The organism is Sphingobium sp. B7D2B (genome assembly GCF_025961895.1).
In the GTDB taxonomy this organism is placed as follows: Bacteria; Pseudomonadota; Alphaproteobacteria; order Sphingomonadales; family Sphingomonadaceae; genus Sphingobium.
In genome coordinates, this window is record NZ_JAOQOM010000001.1 from 2,317,425 (window position 1) to 2,337,014 (window position 19,590).

The following is a 19,590-nucleotide window of genomic DNA, read 5'->3' on the forward strand; positions in this document are numbered from 1 at the left end:
CCTGAGAAATGGGGAAAGAAAGCCCCGGCACCTGCACGGGCACCGGGGCTTGTATTCTGGATCAGCCTTCGTGGACGACCTTGGTCACGAGGCAGGCGTGGAGGCCCTCGGGGCCATCCTCATGGCCGTGGCCCGACCACTTGACGCCGCCAAAGGGCGAGTCCGCACCGCCGATGGCAACGCTGTTGACGCCGAGCATGCCGGTCTCGACTTCCCGCGCCACGCGGCGCTGCAGCTTGACGTCGTCCGTCCAGCTATAGGCGGCGAGGCCATAAGGCAGGCGATTGGCCTCCGCGATCATGTCGTCGACCTTGCCGAACGGATTGATGAGCGCGACCGGGCCGAACGGCTCCTCGTTCATGATCTCGGCATCGAGCGGGATCTCGCTAAGCACGGACGGGGCATAGAAGAAGCCCTGATTGCCGATGCGCTCGCCGCCCGCGTTGAGCTTGGCGCCGCTGCTGACAGCGCCACCGATGAGGCGCTCCATGGCGTCCGGGCGACGCTCATTGGCCATCGGGCCCATTTGGATGCCATCCTCAAGGCCGTTGCCGACCTTGAGCGCCTTGGCGCGGCTCGCGAACCCGTCACGGAACCGCTCGTAGACATTTTCCTGCACGATGAAGCGAGTTGGCGAGACGCAGACCTGGCCGGCGTTGCGATATTTGTGGCCGACCATGACGTCCAGCACGCGGTCCACGTCGACATCGTCGAACACCAGCACCGGGCCGTGACCGCCCAGTTCCATCGTGGTGCGCTTCAGGTCTTCGGCCGCCAGCTTGGCGAGATGCTTGCCGATCACCGTCGAGCCGGTGAAGCTGAGCTTGCGGATGATCGGCGAGGCCAGCAGGTGGCGCGACACCTCATCGGGCACGCCGAACACGGCCTGCGCGACGTCCTTGGGCAGGCCGGCATCGAGCAGGCACTGCAGCACGCCGAGCGCGGACGCCGGGGTCTCTTCGGCAGATTTCATGATCACCGAGCAGCCCGCCGCAATCGGCGCGCCCAGCTTTCGGCCAGGGTTGCCGAGCGGGAAGTTCCAGGGCGAGAAGGCCGCAACCGGGCCGACCGGCTCATAAGTCACCGTCGAGCGCATGCCGGCCGGGCGCACCAGCGCGCGGCCATAAAGGCGCGAGACCTCGCCGGCGTAGAAATTGAACAGGCCGGCGACCATCATCACTTCGATGCGGGATTCAGGCAGGGTCTTGCCCTGCTCCATCGTGGCGATACGGGCCAGCGTCTCCTGCCGCTCCATGAGCAGACGCGCCGCGCCGGAGAGTACCGCAGCACGCTCCTGCGCCGTGGAGTTGCGCCAGCGATTGAACCCGCGCTGCGCGGTTTCCAGCGCGCGGTCGAGATCCGCCGTGGTGGCCAGTGGCAGCTCGCCGAGGGTTTCGCCCGTCGCAGGATTGACGATGGTCTGCGTTCGACGATCACCGCCGGTCACGGCCTCGCCATCGATGATCATGTGCAGGGCAGGATAATTGGTCATAGCCATCCTCTCGGGACTCTCAGCAAAACAGAGTGACGCCGGACCAAAGCCCGGCGTCGCGCAATATCCCCTGTGAGAACTCAATGATGAGTCGTCAACTCCCCGCAGGCATTGCTTTGCTCACAGCCGCAGCTTCTGCTGCCTCCAGGCGCTCGATTTCCTCACGATAGGGCTTGCAGGCACGCCACATGCTGATCGTGGCGAGCGGCAGCAGCACGAGCGCGGTGATAAAGATCGCCTGCCACAGCCGCGCCTCATCCCGCACGACATATTGCGCCACCACACCGATCACGAGGCTGCCCATCGCGCCGAAGAAGGTGAACATGAACAGGTACAGTGCCGTGACCTGCCCGCGCATGGATTGCGGCGCGACCCGCTGCACGGCGGCATTCTGCGCCGGCGCGCCCGCGAGGCCGAAGAGCGTCGCCACGGCCATCGCGCCCATGGCGAGGTGCCCGGTCGGCATCAGCGGCGCGGCCAGCGTGCAGATGGTGACCGCGGTGAAGCAGATCGCCGCCGTGCGAACGTTCGCATCCTTATACTTGCGGCCGAACCACGAAACCATCAGGCCGCCGAGCACGAGGCCGGCGAGCTGCGCGACCAGAAGCATGGGCGCGAGCACCGCGCCAATCTGCGCCTCGTCCATGCCATAGGTCCGCACAAGAAAAGGCACGCGCCAGAAGCCGATGCCCTGGCTTTCCGTCGCGCTGAGCGCCAGCGCGATGAACAGCGGGTAATAGACCATGCCTTTCGCCTGAATGCCGCGAATGGCATCGAAGCCCATGAACGTGGCGATCTTGCGGCCGAAGCTGGCTTTCTGAGGCACTGCGATCGGGTCGGCCACAGCCGCCCGCCGCGCCGGCTCCTTCACCAGTAGGAACAGCAGCGCCGCCGGGAAGGACAGCAGGCCGAGGGCGATCAAGATCCACTGCCAGTTGAAGATGCGCAGGCCCCACACATAGCTGGTATCCCAATGCGATACCGCGCCGATCATCATACCACCGAACAGCACGCCAAGCGTGGTGCCGCCGATGAAGCCGAACTGCAGCAGCGCGAAGGCAATCGGGATTTTCTTCGGCCGGAACATGTCGACGATGAGAGAATAGGAGCCGGGGCCATGGGCCGATCCGCCCGCGCCCAACAGCATCCGCGCCGCGATGAACTGGCCGAAGCCCTGCGCCAGACCGCTGAGCATGGTGACGCCGCCCGTCACCGCCGCGCTGATCGCGAGGATCATCTTGCGCGGGTAGATATCCACGAGCCGGGCCAGCGGAATGCCGACGAAGACGTAGAAGATGATGCTTGCCGGACCACCCAATATGCCAAGCTGCGTATCGGACAGGCCGAAATCGACCTTGATCCGCTCCGCCAGCATCCCAAACACGGTGGCATCGAAAAAGCTCAGGAAGGTGGCGATGATGATGACAGTCAGCGCAAAATAGGCACGCGGGCTGGAGGGCCATTGCTGCGACGCGGCCCCAGCATCGTCGCCCGGCACGGAGTGTGCCGCCTGAGGTGCCATTGCCATGTCGTGAATTCCTCTCTGCTCGCCCTGGCGCCGCACCGGTTCCATTTCCTGCGGCTCGTTATCCTGCCAGTTTCAACCGCTGAGATTGATTCTGTCCAGCTTTAATTGCACAGGCGAAGCCCCTCGTCTAACCTCTTGCGAGCCTGCGCCATGGCACAGGCAGAGGAGAGGACATCATTATGCCGAACGAAACCGGGCGCCCTACAGCGGCGCAGGAGGATTATGCCGCCGATCGCGCCGCGATCATGCAGCTTGAAGCCGAGTATCTCATGGCGCTCGATTGGGGCGATGCCGAAAGCTACGCCGCCCTGTTCGCGCCCGAAGGCGTGCTGGAATGGGCAGGCGGCACCGCCGTCGGGCCGGAGGAAATCTATAAGGAAATCGGCGTCTACAAGGAAGCCATCAAGCAATATTATGGCGACGATGGCTCAGGCCAGCCTGTCACCCTGCGCCACTTCATCACCAATCAGGCCATCTATGTGCATGGCGATACGGCCAAGGGCGTGATCTACTGGTTCGAGGTAGCCAATAACGGCACGGGACATACCCCGCATATCGGCAGCTACGGCCATTATGAGGATAAGATGCGCAAGGTGGATGGCGCCTGGAAGTTCGTTAGCCGCAAGATCTTCAACGAGCAATTGCCGGGCCGTCGCGCCGGTGCCGAAAATCCGGGACGCGCCGCGCGCCTTCCCTGAGTTAAGACAGAGAATGGAGGGACAAAGGCTTGTGCTCCTGCGAAGGCAGGAGCCCAGGGCAGCCAAGACCTCTCGCGCCATCAAAGGTCGCGGGGCGCCCATATGAGCGCCCCACCCTATCTCAATCCCGATAGCAGACCTTGCGGGCAGCCTTCACGACCCGCGCCGCATCGATCAGCGCCGCCTTTTCGAGATTGGCCGCATAAGGCAGCGGCACATCCTCATTGGTCACGCGCAGCACCGGCGCATCGAGATCGTCGAAGCCCTGCTCCATGCAGACCGCCGCAATCTCGCTGGCGATGGAGCAGACCGGCCAGCCCTCTTCGACCACCACGAGGCGGTTGGTCTTCTTGAGGCTTTCCAGCACCGTCGCGGTATCGAGCGGGCGTAACGTACGCAGATCGATCACCTCGGCATCGATGCCATCGGCGGCGAGCGTTTCGGCTGCCTCGAGCGCCACGCCGACGCCTATGGAATAGCTCACCAGCGTCACATCCTTGCCGGGGCGGACGATGCGTGCCTTGCCGATCGGCAGGACATGATCCTCAAGCTGCGGCACCTCGAAGCTGCGCCCGTAGACCAGCTCGTTCTCAAGGAACACCACCGGATCTTCGCTGCGGATGGCCGCCTTGAGCAGGCCCTTAGCATCCGAGCTGTCATAGGGCGCGATCACGATCAGGCCCGGTACCGCTGCATACCACGGGCCGTAATTCTGGCTGTGCTGCGCACCAACCCGGCTCGCCGCCCCATTGGGGCCGCGGAACACGATCGGGCAGCGCATCTGCCCCCCGGACATGTAATTGGTCTTGGCGGCCGAGTTGATGATCTGGTCCATCGCCTGCATGGCGAAGTTGAAGGTCATGAACTCGACGATCGGCTTGAGGCCGCCCATCGCAGCGCCCGCGCCGATGCCGGCAAAGCCATGCTCGGTGATGGGCGTGTCGATCACGCGCTTGGGACCGAACTCGTCCAGCAGGCCCTGAGTGACCTTGTAGGCGCCCTGATATTCGGCGACTTCCTCGCCCATCAGGAACACGCGCGGATCGCGCCGCATTTCCTCGGCCATGGCATCGCGCAGCGCCTCGCGGACGGTCGTCTTGACCATCTGCGTGCCTCCCGGGATCGCCGGGTCCGTCACCGCGCTGGCCTTGCTGCCGGAGAGATTGGCGGTGCCGCTCTCGGCCTTCTTGGGCGCCTCAGCCTCGTCCGCAGCCTTGGGCGCGGCCTGCGCTTCGGCCTTGGGGGCTTGCGCAGCCGGTGCGGGCGCTTCTTCGCCTTCGCCGGAGAGCATCGCGATCACGGTGCCGACCTTCACATTGTCGGTGCCTTCGGCGATCAGGATCTTCTCGATGGTGCCTTCATCGACAGCCTCGAACTCCATCGTCGCCTTGTCGGTCTCGATCTCGGCCATGATGTCGCCGGCCTTGACCTCATCGCCTTCCTTGACGAGCCACTTGGCCAGCGTCCCCTCTTCCATCGTCGGCGAGAGGGCCGGCATCTTGATCTCGAGACCCATCAATACTGCTCCACCAGCACATCGGTATAAAGTTCAGCCATGTCAGGCTCGGGCGAAGTTTCCGCGAAGTCCGCCGCCTCGCTCACATCCTTGCGGATCTTCGTATCGATGGCCTTCAAATCCTCTTCCTTCACGCCGGCATCGGCGAGAATCTTCTTGAGGCCCTCGATCGGATCGGACGTGTCGCGCATGTGCTGCACTTCGTCGCGCGAACGATACTTCGCCGGATCGGACATCGAGTGACCGCGATAGCGATAGGTCTTCATTTCCAACAGGATCGGCCCCTTGCCGGAGCGGACATATTCCAGCGCCGCCTCGGTGGCGCCGCGCACGGCCAGCACGTCCATGCCATCGACCTGGATGCCCGGAATGCGGAAACTCTCGCCGCGACGATAGAGCTGATCCTCGGCGGAGGAACGCGCCACGGAGGTGCCCATGGCATATTGGTTGTTCTCGATCACATAGATGATCGGGAGCTTCCACAGCTCGGCCATGTTGAAGCTCTCATAGACCTGGCCCTGATTGGCCGCGCCGTCGCCGAAGTACGCGACGCACACGCCGCCATCCTCGTTATATTTGTGACCGAACGCCAGACCGGTGCCGAGGCTGACCTGCGCGCCGACGATGCCATGGCCGCCGAAGAACTTATGCTCGACGCTGAACATGTGCATCGAGCCGCCCTTGCCGCGCGAAATGCCGGCCTCCCGGCCCGTCAGCTCGGCCATGATGATCTTGGGATCGATGCCATAAGCGAGCATGTGGCCATGATCGCGATAACCGGTGATCACGCTGTCCTTGCCGGGCGTCAACGCCGACTGGATGCCGACCGCAACCGCTTCCTGACCGATATAGAGGTGGCAGAAGCCGCCAATCAGGCCGAGACCGTAAAGCTGCCCGGCCCGCTCCTCGAAGCGGCGGATGAGCAGCATCTGACGGTAGAATTCGAGCAGCTCTTCCTGGCTCGCGTCATAGGGATTGGGCTCACCGGGGCGCTCCCGGTTATGGTCCGCAGACGGCGCCGTGGCAGTGGATGCAGGGGCATTTTGCGCGCGTCTGGAAGCTGGCTTCGCCAATGTTTCAGGTCCTTCTCGCGTGGCTGTTACAGCCAGCTATAGGCACGGCACCGGCAGGAGCGCAATGTCCAGATAGGTTAAATGGGTGGCGAAATCTGGTTAGTCGACCGCACCCTTAGTCATTTCATCGGAACGACGACTTCATCGGGGTGCGTGACGCCGAGCTGCTTGCGGACCAGCTCGTCGACCATATCCGGATCGGCATGGCGCGGATCGAGCAGCTTCACCCGATTCTCCAGCGCGGCCTTCTGCTTGTGCAGCGCCGACAACTCGGCCTGCCGCTGCTTGAGCTGCCGGCTGTAATCGGACCAGGCGAGAATGCCGTTCGGGCCAATGATGGCATAGCCGATGAAGAGCAGGAGCAGGAAAATGGCAATGGCCGGCGTGAACGCCGAACCAAGAAGAAACCTCAATTTTGCCAGATGCGCCATAGGCCCTTGGAATCACGCCGACCGTCGCAATGCAAGCCCAAAATGAACGGATGCGACAAATTGCATTAACTTTGTAGACAAGCCGTCGGCCCGGGGGATGCGCAACGGATCGTTCGCCTCCACCCGGACCGTTAAAGCCTCAGCGGAAAATCGACGTTCCCGCATAATAAGCGCGGTCGCCCAGCTCTTCCTCGATGCGGATGAGCTGGTTGTACTTGGCGAGCCGGTCGGAGCGCGCCAGCGAGCCCGTCTTGATCTGACCGCAGTTGGTCGCCACCGCCAGATCGGCAATGGTCGCGTCCTCGGTCTCGCCCGAGCGGTGCGACATTACATTGGTGTAGCGCGCCCGGTGCGCCATATCGACGGCAGCCAGCGTTTCGGTCAGCGAGCCGATCTGGTTGACCTTGACCAGCATGGAGTTGGCCAGCCCCTTCTCGATGCCCATCGCAAGGCGCTTGGGGTTGGTCACGAACAGATCGTCGCCCACCAGCTGGCACTTGTCGCCGATCTTGTCGGTCAGGATCTTCCAGCCCTCGAAATCGTCCTCGCTCATGCCGTCCTCGATCGACTTGATCGGGTAGCGCGCGACGAGGTCGGCGAGATAGTCGGCCATTTCCGCCGGCGAGAGCGTCTTGCCCTCGCCGGAGATCACATAGCTGCCATTCTTGAAAAACTCGGTCGCGGCGCAATCGAGCGCCAGCACGACATTCTCACCCGGCTTGTAACCTGCCTTCTCGATGCTCTGCATGATGAAGTCGAGCGCTTCGACCGTCGAGGCGATGTTGGGCGCAAACCCACCCTCGTCGCCCACGCCGGTCGCAAGACCCTTGTCGTGCAGGCCCTTCTTGAGCGTGTGGAAGATTTCCGAGCCGATCTGCACGGCGTGGGCGATGCTCTCCGCGCCCACCGGCATGATCATGAACTCCTGGAAGTCGATCGGATTGTCGGCATGTTCGCCGCCATTGATGATGTTCATCATCGGCACCGGCAGCACATGGGCGGAGACGCCACCGACATAGCGGTACAGCGGCAGGCCGCGCGCATCGGCAGCCGCCTTGGCCGTCGCGAGGCTTACGCCGAGAATGGCGTTGGCGCCGAGCCGCGCCTTGTTCTCCGTGCCGTCCAGCTCGATCATTGCGGCGTCGACATCGCCCTGATCCTCGGCATCCATGCCGGTGATCGCTTCGGCAATCTCGCCGTTCACTGCATCGACGGCCTGGAGAACGCCCTTGCCGAGATAGACGGACTTGTCGCCATCTCGCTTCTCGACCGCTTCATAAGCGCCGGTGGATGCGCCCGAGGGAACGGCGGCGCGGCCGAAGCTGCCGTCTTCCAGCAACACGTCGACTTCCACCGTCGGGTTGCCGCGGCTGTCCAGGATCTGGCGGGCGTGAATGTCGAGAATTGCGGTCATGGCTGTGCCTTCCCCTTCCGTCTGGCAAATTATCGGCGCGGATTAGCGAGCGGACTCCCTCATGGCAATGGCGGGCGGCTCGGCTTATCTTGCTGTTTCTGTGCAATGGCGGGAACATTTGCCGCCGCAGGTCTGTTAAAGAGGGCGAGCCTTGCTATAACAGGCAAGCCTGTTCTGTATCAAAAGAGGAACCCGCCATGGCCGAGACCAATAGCACTGGAACGACCCGCAAGAGCACCTCGAAGGCGACGTCGGCGCGCAAGGCTGCATCTGATGCGACGAGCGCGAAGTCGGCTGCGCTGTCCACGGCAGCAGAGGCGCGGGGCGCGGAAACCGGATCGAGCTCCGACTGGCGCGAGCAGGCCGGCGAATTTGCCGAGCAGGCCAAGGCGACCGCACGCGGCGCCGCCACGACGGCCAAGAACACGACGGGCGATGCCCTTCATGGCCTCTCCAAGCTGATCGCCGAGACCGCCGAGACCGTCGATTCCAAGCTCGGCCCGCAATATGGCGATTATGCCCGCAAGGCCGCGGAAACCGTCGCCGGCGCGGCGGACTCGTTGGACGCCAAGGATATCGACCAGCTCACCGAGGAAGCGCGCAACTTCGTGCGCAAGAGCCCTGCGGTGGCGATCGGCGCGGCGGCCGTGGTTGGCTTTGTGCTCATGCGCATGATGCGGGGCTCGTCGAGTGACAGCTGAGGCTGGAAGGACCGGCCGGCATTGATCGATGAGTGATCCCGACACCATGCACACTGCGGCGGGCACCCCGCCGGACCCTGAAGACGCGCTTGAAAAGGAGACCATTGGCGAGAGCTTTTCGCGGCTGATTGCATCGGGCCGGGAACTCGCCGAGGCGGAATTGACGTGGGCGAAGCTCAAAGCGGCATTGATCGCCGCTGCGGCCCGACGCGCGGCGTTGTTCGGCGTCCTCGCCTTTCTGTTCGTCAGCCTGGCGCTTGTTACGCTGGTCGCGGCAGCCGTGATCGCGCTCGCGCCTTCTGTCGGTTGGCTCGGCGCCGCTCTGATCGTAGCCGGAGTCCTCCTGCTGCTCGCTCTACTTTGCGGCCTGATGGTCAAGCGTGCCCTCTCTCCCCTCAGCAAGGCAGACCGGCCATGAGTAGTGCGCCCTCCCCTCTCGAACTGGCCGAGGCACGCCAGCGCGCGGATGGTGCGAGAGAGCGCTTCCGCTCTGCACTGGACGGGGTTCGCGAACGGTTGAGCCCGGCGCATCTGAAGGACGACGTCGTCGAAGCGGTTCAGCATAAAGTTTCGCAGGCCAAACAGGCCGCGCGCGGAACGCTGCGTCGCCATCCCGTCCTGACGACGCTGGGCGCGACCGGTGCGGTCGGCCTTCTCTTCTGGCGCCCCGTGCGATTCATCTTGCTCTACGTGATGCGTGGTGCTTGGCTCGTCTGGTTGAATCGCGCTCTGTGGAGCCAGAAAGAGGACAGTTGATCAGACGATGACCGCCCCGAAGATGAAGAAAGGCCGCCCGACGGCTTCTACGCTTGATCAGGTGAAGGACAAGGTCGGGAGCACGCTCGCTACCGTGCGCGAACGGGGCGAGGACGTGGTCGCTGACACGCGCGAAAAGGCCTATCGCGCGGCCAATGAAACCAACCGGATGTTTCAGGAGCATCCCATCGCGGCGGTGGCCGCGGCGGCCGCAGCCGGGGCCGTCATCGCCATTTTCCTGCCGAAGCTCGCCCTGGGGTCAGCTGCGGGCAAGGCCGGGCGCGCCGCGCAGCGGGCCGTGCGAAACTCCGGCGCACGCCAAGCGGCGCAGACCATGTTCGCCAATCTTGCAAAGACGGAAAAGGCCGCGCTTCAAACGGCGGCGGTCGAAGCCGCCCGCCTGATCGGCAAGCGCATCAAGAAGCCGCGTTCGGACAAGAAATCGGACGCCTAGGATCGCAAGGCCAGTGTCGCCATTCTTGGCAGAACCGGCCGAGGCTGCTAGCAAATCGACAACGCCCAGGCGCCTCTTGCCGGGCATAAATCCGGAGCACTTTCTTGAGCCTCATGCACCTCGTGATGGGCGGTCGCGTCAAAGACCCGCAGAAACTCGAATTCGAAGATCTGAACGCCATCGACATCGTCGGCATCTTCCCGAACTATGCCAGTGCCGAAGCGGCGTGGCGCGGCGCGGCGCAGCGGACCGTGGATGACGCGGAAATGCGCTATGTGATCGTCCATCTGCATCGCCTGCTCGATCCGAGCGCGGATGATGCCGAGGATCACGCTCACTAACGGACTGGTTCGGGCGACGGTGCTAGATTAACGTTCGCACGCGCCTGTCAGGACGCCCGGAACCGCCGGGCCAGCAACGGGCGCGCGAGCAGCAGACCGGCGATGAAACCGCCGATATGGGCGCCCACGGCGATCCCGCCGAAGAAACTGTCAAACCCGCCGGCCAGCGCGATTAGCAATTGCAGGATGGTCCACGCCGCGCCAAGCCAGACCATGCGGACGATATAGGCCGGAACAGGCCCGATGGCCTTCACGCCGCGCTGGCTGTAGATGAACGCATAGGTTCCGAGCACGGCGGAAATCGCGCCGCTTGCGCCGATCATCGGCACCCAGCCCTCCCCTTGCGCATAAAAGAAGCTCGAAAGCCACTGCCCGAGCGCTGCGGCATAGGCGCCGACGACATAGATCACCACGAGCCGACCTGGACCGAGCAGATTTTCAACGAAGCGGCCGCAGAAGATCAGCATCAGCACATTGAAGCCCAGATGCATCCACCCGCCATGCAGCAGCGTGGCGGTGAGCGGCGTGATCCACAGCGGCAGCCACGGCACGTTGAAGGTCAGCGCTTCGGACGACGAGAGCAACGTGACGCGCTCGGAAATGAACCCGGCAATCAGCGCCGCGCGCCCCATCTCCCCGGTGAGATACAACGGCAGGAAGACGATAACGATGATCGCCGCCAGAATGTTGGTCGCCGGACCTTTGGGAAGCTGCATCGCGATGTCAGCCGGCTGCGGCGCGAACCGACAGCGTGAACGCTGCCGGTGCGGCAACCAGAAAAGACATAATCATGGCGCGGCTGCGGATCAGATGAATTCGATCTTGTTGACCAGATAGAACTTGTCGCCGGACGGCACCGTCACCTCGACATCCTCGCCGACCTGACGGCCGATGAGGGCGCGACCAAGGGGGCTGTTGTAGCTGATCATGCCCAGCTTCGCGTCCGCCTCGGCCTGGCCGACGATCTGGTAGCGCACCGGCTTGTCATCCTCGTCCAGCAAGGTAACCGTGGCACCGAAGATGATCTTGTCGCCCGACAGGGTTGTGGGATCGATAACCTGCGCGCGCGAGAGCTTGTCTTCCAGATCGGCGATGGTCGCCTCGACCTGGCCCTGACGCTCTTTTGCGGCATGATATTCGGCGTTTTCCGAAAGATCGCCATGGGCGCGTGCCTCCTCGATCGCATCCACGATCTTGGGACGCTCGGCCTTGAGCGCGCGGAGCTGGTCGGTCAGCTTGTCATAACCGACTTGCAGCATCGGCATCTTCTCAACGGTCGCCATCTCGACTCCCTATTTCCAGCGCAACAATGCGCGAACTCCCTAGTCCGCCGGGGATCCGGTCGGCCCGCAACTGATTTCTTGTGTTCTGGAAGATCAGTCGTGCGACGCATGATAATAGGATTGCAGCGACTTCACTTCAAGAGGACGCGCACGCAAAGCCTCAATTGCGTCCACGGCAGCCAGACTTGCCGCCGCGGTCGTGAAGCTCGGCACCTTGCCGCGCAACGCGCTCGTGCGGATCGCCTTGCTGTCCTTGAGCGACTGCCAGCCTTCCGTGGTGTTGAAGATGAGGTCCACCTCGCCATCCGCAATGCGATCGACAATATGCGGACGGCCCTGCGCGACCTTGTTCACCTTCTCCACCGGCAGGCCGTTCTCCGCAAGGAAATCGGCAGTTCCGCCGGTTGCGACGATCTTGAAGCCGAGATCGGCAATCTTGCGCGCGCCCGGCAGGATCACGCTCTTGTCGCTATCCTTGACGGAGATGAACACCGTCCCCTGTTTGGGCAGCACCGTGCCCGCGCCGATCTGCGCCTTGGCGAAAGCAGTCGCGAAATCGCTGTCGATGCCCATGACCTCGCCCGTCGACTTCATCTCCGGGGAAAGGACCGGATCGACGCCAGGGAAGCGATTGAACGGGAACACGGCTTCCTTGACCGCGATGTGGCGGATCGCATTGCGGTCGATCTTGGGCAGGCTCGCGAGCTTCTCGCCGGCCATCACCCGCGCGGCGATCTTGGCGATCGGCGTGCCGATGGCCTTGGCCACGAACGGCACCGTGCGCGAGGCGCGCGGATTGACCTCGATGAGGTAGACCAGCCCATCCTTGACCGCGAACTGGATGTTCATGAGGCCCCGCACGGAGAGCGCGCGGGCCAGCACATCGGCCTGCCGCTCGATCTCGGCGATGAGATAATCCGGCAGGCTGTAGGGCGGCAGCGAGCAGGCGCTGTCACCGGAATGCACGCCGGCTTCCTCAATATGCTGGAGCACGCCGGCGACGACGACATCCTCACCATCGCACAGCGCATCGACATCCACCTCGACAGCGTCGCGCAGATACTGGTCGATCAGCACCGGCGAGTCGCCCGAGACCTGCACCGCCGTGGCGATATATTCCTCAAGCTGCGCCTGGCCGTCGACGATCTCCATCGCACGGCCACCCAGCACATAGCTGGGCCGCATCAGCACCGGGTAGCCGATTCGATTGGCCACCGCGATGGCCTCTTCCCGGCTGCGAGCAATGCCGTTGGCCGGCTGGAGCAGGCCCAATTTCTCGATCAGCGCCGCGAACCGCTCGCGATCTTCCGCAAGGTCGATGGCGTCCGGCGAGGTGCCGAGGATAGGAATGCCGGCTTCTTCCAGCGCCTGCGCCAGCTTGAGCGGGGTCTGCCCGCCAAACTGCACGATCACGCCGACAAGCTCGCCCTTCGACTTCTCGACATGCAGGATCTCCAGCACGTCTTCCGCCGTGAGCGGCTCGAAATACAGGCGGTCGGACGTGTCATAATCGGTGCTCACCGTCTCCGGGTTGCAGTTGATCATGATCGTCTCATAGCCCGCATCCTCAAGCGCGTAGCAGGCGTGGCAACAGCAATAATCGAACTCGATGCCCTGGCCGATGCGGTTGGGTCCGCCGCCCAGGATCACGACCTTGCGGCTGTCGCTCGGCTGGCTCTCGTCCTCCGGCTCGCCGAAGCTCGGCGCCTCGTAAGTCGAGTACATATAAGGCGTCTTAGCTTCGAACTCGGCCGCGCAGGTGTCGATCCGCTTGAACACCGGACGCACGCCGAGCTTGTGGCGCAGCGCGCGCACTTCCTTCTCGGTCACGCCGCCAGTCATCGCCACCACGGCATCGCGGACGAGACCCGAGCCGCGCTTGATCGCGTTGTCCATGCCACCGGGGATGTTGGCCGACTGCAGCGCCAGCCAGGCAAGACGCTTGTCCGAAAAGCCCATGGACTTGAGCTTGCGCATGGCCTCTGCATCGCGCGGCAGGCCATTGGCCAGCACACCCTTCTCGGCCTCGACGATCTCGGCAAGGCGCTGCAGGAACCAGGGGTCGAACTTGGCGACGGCATGGATTTCATCCACGCTCAGCCCTTCACGCAGCGCCTGCGCTGCGATCAGCAGCCGGTCCGGTGTCGGCTGACCCAGCGCCGCAACAATATGCTCCTTGGGCGCCCCGACCAGATGATCGACCTGATTGAAACCGGCGAGGCCTGTCTCGAGTCCGCGCAGGGCCTTCTGCATGGATTCATGAATATTGCGGCCAATCGCCATCACTTCGCCCACGGACTTCATGGCGGTTCCGAGCAGCGGCTCGGCCCCCTTGAACTTCTCGAAGGCAAAGCGCGGGATCTTCGTCACGACATAATCGATAGTCGGCTCGAAGCTCGCCGGCGTAACACCGGTGATATCATTGGTGATCTCGTCCAGCGTGTATCCGACAGCCAGCTTGGCCGCGACCTTGGCGATCGGGAAGCCGGTGGCCTTGGACGCCAGCGCCGAGGAGCGCGACACGCGCGGGTTCATCTCAATGACGATCAGCCGCCCATCCTTGGGATTGACTGCGAACTGTACGTTGGAACCGCCTGTTTCCACACCAATTTCGCGCAGCACCGCAATGCTGGCGTTGCGCATGATCTGATATTCCTTGTCAGTCAGCGTGAGCGCCGGCGCGACGGTGATGGAGTCGCCCGTGTGGACGCCCATCGGATCGACATTCTCGATCGAGCAGATGATGATGCAGTTGTCCGCGCGGTCACGAACCACTTCCATCTCGTATTCCTTCCAGCCGAGCAGCGATTCCTCGATCAGCACTTCGGTGGTCGGCGACGCATCGAGACCGGAGGTCACGATGCGCACGAACTCTTCCTTGTTATAAGCGACGCCGCCGCCGGTGCCGCCCATGGTGAAGCTGGGGCGGATGATCGCCGGCAGGCCGGTGAACTCCAGCGCGGCCATGGCTTCGTCCATGGTGTGCGCGATGCGCGACCGGGCGCTTTCAAGGCCGATCTTGTCCATCGCATCGCGGAATTTGAGCCGGTCTTCGGCCTTGTCGATCGCCTCGGCATCGGCGCCGATCATCTGCACGCCGTATTTCTCCAGCGTGCCGTCGTTGAACAGCGCCAGCGCCGTGTTCAGGGCGGTCTGTCCGCCCATCGTCGGCAGGATCGCGTCAGGGCGCTCCTTCTCGATGATCTTGGCCACGATTTCCGGCGTGATCGGCTCGATATAGGTCGCATCGGCCATTTCCGGATCGGTCATGATCGTCGCGGGATTGGAGTTGACCAGAATGATCCGGTAGCCCTCTTCCTTCAGCGCCTTGCAGGCCTGCGTGCCCGAATAATCGAACTCGCACGCCTGGCCGATGATGATCGGGCCAGCGCCGACGATGAGGATCGAGGAGATGTCTGTTCTTTTTGGCATTATTTGTTCCGAGCCTCGTTCCCGGTGGAACCGATTTGAAGATCCTTGCGCGATCGCACCTTGTCGAGCGCGCATTGAAGGGCATTGGTCTCGCTGACCGATGGCAGGGCCTCGCGTCGCAGCATGTCAAAGCTCACCCTATCCGTGCCATGAGCCACCAGCCGGACGACCTGATCGGCGCGGCAGGTGGCGACCATATGATCGAGCTGACGCTGCAACTGGCCCTGATCGCCCGCCGCGCCCGCCGCAAGGAGCGCGAGCGCAATCACGCCAGCCCCTCCACGAACCGCTGGAACAGATAGAAGCTGTCCTGCGGCCCCGGCGAGGCCTCGGGGTGATATTGCACGGCGAAGGCCGGCTTGTCCGTAAAGGCGATGCCGCAGTTGGAGCCGTCGAACAGGCTCACATGGGTCTCGACGACATTGGCCGGCAGCGTGGCAGTATCAACCGCAAAGCCGTGGTTCATCGAGGTGATTTCCACCACGCCGTCTTCCAACCGCTTGACCGGGTGATTGGCGCCGCGATGGCCCTGATGCATCTTGGTGGTCTTCGCACCGGCGGCCAGCGCCAGCAGCTGATGACCAAGGCAGATGCCGAAGATCGGCACATTCTCGTCGAGCAGCTTTCGGATAACCGGCACGGCATAGTCGGCTGTCGCCGCGGGATCGCCAGGACCGTTGGACAGGAAAACACCGGCGGGGTTGAGCGCCTTGATCTGATCGTAGGAGGCCGTGGCGGGGAGCACCGTGAGTTTCGCACCGGCCTTAACGAGGTTGCGGAAGATATTGTCTTTCGCGCCGAAATCCATGGCGACGACATGGGGCCGCTCGCCCGCTTCCATCGCCTCATAACCGAAACCGAGGCGCCAGGCGCCGCCGGTCCACTCCCGCTGTGCACCGGTCACCTCAATGGCGAGGTCCATGCCCTCCAGGCCCGGCCAGGCCTTCGCCTTCTCATGCAGCGCCGCGAGATCGAACTGGCCCTGCGGATCATGGGCGATCACCGCATTGGGCGCACCCTTCTCGCGGATCAGGCGGGTCAGGGCCCGCGTATCGACACCGGCGAGACCGATCCGGCCGTTGGCCTTCAGCCAGGCATCGAAGGGCTGGACGTTGCGGAAGTTGGACGGCGCGGTCACATCCTCACGCACGATGCACCCAAGCGCCCAGGGCTGCTGGCATTCGACGTCATCGGCGTTGGTGCCGACATTGCCGATATGCGGGAAGGTGAAGGTGATGATCTGCCCGGCAAAGCTCGGGTCGGTCATGATTTCCTGATAGCCGGTCATCGCGGTGTGGAAGCACAGCTCGCCGACCGCATCTCCCTCGGCACCGAAGCCGCGCGCGAAGACGACGGTGCCATCGGCTAGAACCAATACCCCCGTCGCTCCTTTGGGCACGGTCGGGTATTTGGCGTTCGCCATGGCTGTCTGGTCCTTCGCTTTTTGCTTTCTGGCAGGCGCCCCAAGCGCCCGGCTAAACGGCCGGCTCACTATGGGTTCGCACATGCACGGTCAATCTATTAAAAATTCCGCGTCGCCGCTATATCTGATCCTTTCCCGCACGGTGACTCGGAGATTACGTGATGATTCGCGACGGCATCAAGGCTGCCCAGATTGAGGCGATGAAGGCCGGCGACAAGCCCCGGCTGGCCGCTGTGCGCCTGATCCTGGCCAAGCTGAAGGACCGCGACATCGAGCTGCGCACAGCCACCAGCACGCCCGATGACGACGTGATTGTCGTCGATGTGCTGCAGAAGATGGTCAAGCAGCGCCGCGAATCGATCACCATGTACGAACAGGGCGGCCGCGCCGAACTCGCCGCGCAGGAGCAGGCCGAGCTTGAGGTGATCGAAGGCTTCCTGCCCAAGCAGATGAGCGAGGACGAAACCCGCGCCGCGATCGAGGCCATCAAGGCCGAAGTGGGCGCCTCGTCCGTGAAGGACATGGGCAAGGTGATGGCCCTGCTCAAGGACCGCCACGGGACGGTGCTGGACATGAGCAAGGCCAGCGGGCTGGTGAAGGCGGCGCTGGGGTGATTGGGGGGACGGGAGTTTCAACCTGCTCTCTCTGACATTACTCCCTCCCCGTTCGTGTCGAGCGAAGTCGAGACACGGCTGGCACGGCGCTGAGGTGTCTCGACTTCGCTCGACACGAACGGGAAGAGTTGGGCACCACGGATAGAGGTTTTGGATGGCCTTCTGGACGTACATTCTGCGCTGCCGCGACGGCCGATACTATACGGGGCATACCGACGACCTTGAGCGTCGCATTGGCGAGCATCAGACGGGCGGCTTCTGCGCGTTTACAGCCACGCGCCGTCCGGTGACATTGATTTGGTCGGAAAGCTTCGGCTCGCGCGAAGAAGCCCTACAAGCGGAACTGATCGTGAAAAAATGGTCGCGCGCCAAAAAGGAGGCTTTGGCCGCCAGCGACTGGGCCAGATTATCGCACTTCTCCCGCCCGCCCTCAGAGCGTGTCTCGACTTCGCTCGACACGAACGGAGTTTTAGGGGCACGTGGAGGGGAGCAGCTCGGCGCTCAGGGGCAAATACCATGAGCCTCACCCCGCAATGGCTGGACGAACTCCGCGCCCGCACCACCCTCTCCACGCTCATCGGCAAGACGATCAAGGTCCAGAAGGCCGGGCGCGAATATAAGGCGTGCTGCCCTTTCCACAACGAGAAGACGCCCAGCTTCACGATCAACGACGAGAAGGGCTTCTACCATTGCTTCGGCTGCGGGGCGCATGGTGACGCGATCCGTTGGATGACGGATCAGCGCGGCCTGCCCTTCCTGGATGCGGTCAAGGAGCTTGCCGCCGCCGCCGGGATGGAGGTGCCCGCGCCCGATCCGCGCGCCGCCAAGCGGGCCGAGCAGGCGAAATCGCTGCATGACGTGACCGCCGCGGCGCAGAACTGGTTTGAGGATCAGCTTGGCGGGCTCGATGGCGCCGAGGCGCGCGCCTATCTGCATAAGCGCGCGCTTACGGACGCGACCCGCCGCGCGTTTGGGCTGGGTTTCGCGCCGGATAGTCGCGGCAAGCTCAAGACCGCGCTACGCGACTTCCCCGAGGACATGCTGGTCGAGGCCGGCATGCTCATCCGGCCGGAAGACAGCGAGCGAGACAGTTACGATCGTTTTCGCGGGCGTTTGATGATCCCCATCCGCGACCAGCGCGGGCGCGTGATCGCCTTTGGCGGACGGATTCTGGGCCAGGGTGAGCCCAAATATCTCAACTCGCCCGAGACGCCGCTGTTCGACAAGGGTCGCACGCTCTTCAACCTCGACAAGGCGGCGCCTGCCGCGCGCAAAGCGGGCCGCATCATCGTCGTCGAGGGTTATATGGACGTGATCGCCATTGCCCAGGCCGGCATTGCCGAGGCCGTAGCCCCGCTCGGCACGGCGCTGACGGAGGCGCAGATCGAGAAATTGTGGAGCATGGTGGAGACGCCCATCCTCTGCTTCGATGGCGATGGCGCCGGCCAGCGCGCGGCAATCCGCGCTGCCCACCGCGCGTTGCCACTGCTGCGCCCCGGTCATAGCCTCGCTTTTGCGACGCTGCCGGCCGGGCAGGATCCCGATGACCTGTTGCGGGCCGAGGGGCTTCAGGCCTTCGAGGCCGTGCTCGCAAGCTCGATCCCGCTGGCGGACCTCATCTGGCGCAGCGAGCATGATGCCGCGCCGCTGGCCACACCGGAAGAACGCGCTGGCCTCAAGCAGCGTCTCAATGCGCTCGCCGCCACAATCGCCGATAGCGACATCCGGGCGCTCTATTCTCGCCTGTTCAAGGAGCGTTACGACGCGCTGTTCTTCGCGCCGCGCGCCGCGTCCAACGCCCGCTTCGAGGGGCGATCGGCCAGTCGCGGGGGCGGCACGATGAAGGGTGGCCGCTGGATCGCCCCGCCCCCACCGGCCACGCAGGACGCGAAGGCGATCCGCGAAACCGGCGGAGACATGCTGCTTCTCCGCGCCGTTCTGGCCGGCCTCCTGCGCTTTCCGGGCGAGATCCTCGTCCACCGCGAGGCACTGGACAGCCTGTCGCCGCCCGACTCCGGGCTGGCAAAGTTGCTGGACGCGCTGCTCAAAGCGGCCGATCGCCAAGAAACTGTTGAAACCGAGGCGCTCCTTACCATATTGGGCAGCACTGAGCTGTATAATATGGCGAAGGGGTTGCTCCGCGCCGACGCGCTGCATTTCACCTTCACCCAGGCCGAAGCCGACGGATGGCGTGCACAGCGCGATCTGGCGGAAGCCATCGGGGTGCTGGTGGCGATGCCGCGAATCGAAGCGGAGCTGGCGGCGGCGACGAGAGCGATGGCGGAGAATCTGGACGAGGCGAGTTTCGCCCGCCAGCAAGCCCTGCGCAAGCTCAAGGAAGACCTGGCGGCACGAGCCGCCGAGCTGGCCCAACCCCTCGAAGAGTGAATAACTGGCCCGCGCGGCATCGCGCTTGGCCCGGAGCAAGGCAACG

Annotated in this window: 20 protein-coding genes; 9 read left to right on the forward strand and 11 right to left on the reverse strand. The window is 63.8% G+C overall.

What is annotated here, in order from left to right:
• Window positions 1–61: 61 nt before the first annotated feature.
• Together M2341_RS10720 and M2341_RS10725 are read right to left on the reverse strand one after the other, a co-directional pair.
• Window positions 62–1,492: an NAD-dependent succinate-semialdehyde dehydrogenase gene (locus M2341_RS10720; RefSeq protein ID WP_181559908.1), complete on the reverse strand. Its 1,431-nt coding sequence runs from the start codon at window positions 1,490–1,492 to the stop codon at window positions 62–64.
• Between the two features lie 94 nt (window positions 1,493–1,586).
• On the reverse strand, window positions 1,587–3,020 hold the full coding sequence (locus M2341_RS10725; protein ID WP_264585227.1) for an MFS transporter: 1,434 nt from the start codon (window positions 3,018–3,020) through the stop codon (window positions 1,587–1,589).
• Between the two features lie 179 nt (window positions 3,021–3,199).
• Here M2341_RS10725 and M2341_RS10730 point away from each other — a divergent pair, with 179 nt between their 5' ends.
• A complete protein-coding gene (locus tag M2341_RS10730) occupies window positions 3,200–3,718 on the forward strand; it encodes a nuclear transport factor 2 family protein (RefSeq protein ID WP_264579084.1) in 519 nt (172 codons plus the stop codon).
• 121 nt (window positions 3,719–3,839) lie between these two features.
• Here the strand turns inward: M2341_RS10730 and M2341_RS10735 are convergent, their stop codons facing one another.
• The 4 genes from M2341_RS10735 to eno form a co-directional block, all read right to left on the reverse strand.
• A complete protein-coding gene (locus M2341_RS10735; protein WP_264585228.1) occupies window positions 3,840–5,234 on the reverse strand; it encodes a pyruvate dehydrogenase complex E1 component subunit beta in 1,395 nt (464 codons plus the stop codon).
• Window positions 5,234–6,307 (reverse strand): pyruvate dehydrogenase (acetyl-transferring) E1 component subunit alpha, encoded by a 1,074-nt coding sequence (gene pdhA, locus M2341_RS10740; RefSeq protein WP_181559911.1) that lies wholly within the window; start codon window positions 6,305–6,307, stop codon window positions 5,234–5,236. Before pdhA ends, M2341_RS10735 begins: the two co-directional genes overlap by 1 nt.
• Window positions 6,308–6,426: 119 nt before the next feature.
• A complete protein-coding gene (locus M2341_RS10745; RefSeq protein WP_181559912.1) occupies window positions 6,427–6,738 on the reverse strand; it encodes an FtsB family cell division protein in 312 nt (103 codons plus the stop codon).
• 139 nt (window positions 6,739–6,877) lie between these two features.
• Complete coding sequence (gene eno / locus M2341_RS10750) at window positions 6,878–8,152, reverse strand: phosphopyruvate hydratase (protein ID WP_264570610.1); 1,275 nt, start codon at window positions 8,150–8,152, stop codon at window positions 6,878–6,880.
• Between the two features lie 197 nt (window positions 8,153–8,349).
• Here eno and M2341_RS10755 point away from each other — a divergent pair, with 197 nt between their 5' ends.
• From M2341_RS10755 to M2341_RS10775, 5 genes are all read left to right on the forward strand, one after another.
• On the forward strand, window positions 8,350–8,853 hold the full coding sequence (locus M2341_RS10755) for a hypothetical protein (protein ID WP_264585229.1): 504 nt from the start codon (window positions 8,350–8,352) through the stop codon (window positions 8,851–8,853).
• Between the two features lie 28 nt (window positions 8,854–8,881).
• Window positions 8,882–9,271 (forward strand): phage holin family protein, encoded by a 390-nt coding sequence (locus M2341_RS10760; protein ID WP_264585230.1) that lies wholly within the window; start codon window positions 8,882–8,884, stop codon window positions 9,269–9,271.
• On the forward strand, window positions 9,268–9,609 hold the full coding sequence (locus M2341_RS10765) for a hypothetical protein (RefSeq protein WP_264585231.1): 342 nt from the start codon (window positions 9,268–9,270) through the stop codon (window positions 9,607–9,609). The genes M2341_RS10760 and M2341_RS10765 overlap by 4 nt, the downstream gene beginning before the upstream one ends.
• A gap of 7 nt (window positions 9,610–9,616) precedes the next feature.
• A complete protein-coding gene (locus M2341_RS10770; protein ID WP_264585232.1) occupies window positions 9,617–10,063 on the forward strand; it encodes a hypothetical protein in 447 nt (148 codons plus the stop codon).
• 104 nt (window positions 10,064–10,167) lie between these two features.
• Window positions 10,168–10,404, forward strand: coding sequence for a DUF4170 domain-containing protein (locus tag M2341_RS10775; RefSeq protein ID WP_181559918.1), 237 nt, complete (start codon window positions 10,168–10,170; stop codon window positions 10,402–10,404).
• 47 nt (window positions 10,405–10,451) lie between these two features.
• Here the strand turns inward: M2341_RS10775 and M2341_RS10780 are convergent, their stop codons facing one another.
• The 5 genes from M2341_RS10780 to carA all read right to left on the reverse strand — a co-directional run bounded on the left by M2341_RS10780 (window position 10,452) and on the right by carA (window position 16,542).
• Window positions 10,452–11,120: a rhomboid family intramembrane serine protease gene (locus M2341_RS10780; protein ID WP_264570616.1), complete on the reverse strand. Its 669-nt coding sequence runs from the start codon at window positions 11,118–11,120 to the stop codon at window positions 10,452–10,454.
• Between the two features lie 90 nt (window positions 11,121–11,210).
• Window positions 11,211–11,687, reverse strand: coding sequence for a transcription elongation factor GreA (gene greA / locus M2341_RS10785; RefSeq protein WP_181559920.1), 477 nt, complete (start codon window positions 11,685–11,687; stop codon window positions 11,211–11,213).
• Between the two features lie 93 nt (window positions 11,688–11,780).
• Window positions 11,781–15,119 carry a carbamoyl-phosphate synthase large subunit gene (gene carB / locus M2341_RS10790; protein WP_264585233.1) on the reverse strand — a complete coding sequence of 1,113 codons (3,339 nt, stop codon included), beginning with the start codon at window positions 15,117–15,119 and terminating at the stop codon, window positions 11,781–11,783.
• Window positions 15,119–15,388 (reverse strand): hypothetical protein, encoded by a 270-nt coding sequence (locus tag M2341_RS10795; RefSeq protein WP_181559922.1) that lies wholly within the window; start codon window positions 15,386–15,388, stop codon window positions 15,119–15,121. The genes carB and M2341_RS10795 overlap by 1 nt, the downstream gene beginning before the upstream one ends.
• On the reverse strand, window positions 15,385–16,542 hold the full coding sequence (gene carA, locus M2341_RS10800; RefSeq protein ID WP_264585234.1) for a glutamine-hydrolyzing carbamoyl-phosphate synthase small subunit: 1,158 nt from the start codon (window positions 16,540–16,542) through the stop codon (window positions 15,385–15,387). Before carA ends, M2341_RS10795 begins: the two co-directional genes overlap by 4 nt.
• Before the next feature lie 161 nt (window positions 16,543–16,703).
• Between carA and M2341_RS10805 the strand changes: the two genes are divergently transcribed.
• The 3 genes from M2341_RS10805 to dnaG all read left to right on the forward strand — a co-directional run bounded on the left by M2341_RS10805 (window position 16,704) and on the right by dnaG (window position 19,544).
• The gene (locus tag M2341_RS10805) at window positions 16,704–17,156 is read left to right on the forward strand and encodes a GatB/YqeY domain-containing protein (RefSeq protein WP_264586029.1); all 453 of its coding nucleotides are present in this window, start codon (window positions 16,704–16,706) and stop codon (window positions 17,154–17,156) included.
• Between the two features lie 154 nt (window positions 17,157–17,310).
• Window positions 17,311–17,676 carry a GIY-YIG nuclease family protein gene (locus M2341_RS10810; RefSeq protein ID WP_264585235.1) on the forward strand — a complete coding sequence of 122 codons (366 nt, stop codon included), beginning with the start codon at window positions 17,311–17,313 and terminating at the stop codon, window positions 17,674–17,676.
• Window positions 17,673–19,544: a DNA primase gene (gene dnaG, locus M2341_RS10815; RefSeq protein WP_264585236.1), complete on the forward strand. Its 1,872-nt coding sequence runs from the start codon at window positions 17,673–17,675 to the stop codon at window positions 19,542–19,544. Before M2341_RS10810 ends, dnaG begins: the two co-directional genes overlap by 4 nt.
• The last annotated feature ends 46 nt before the right edge of the window (window positions 19,545–19,590 follow it).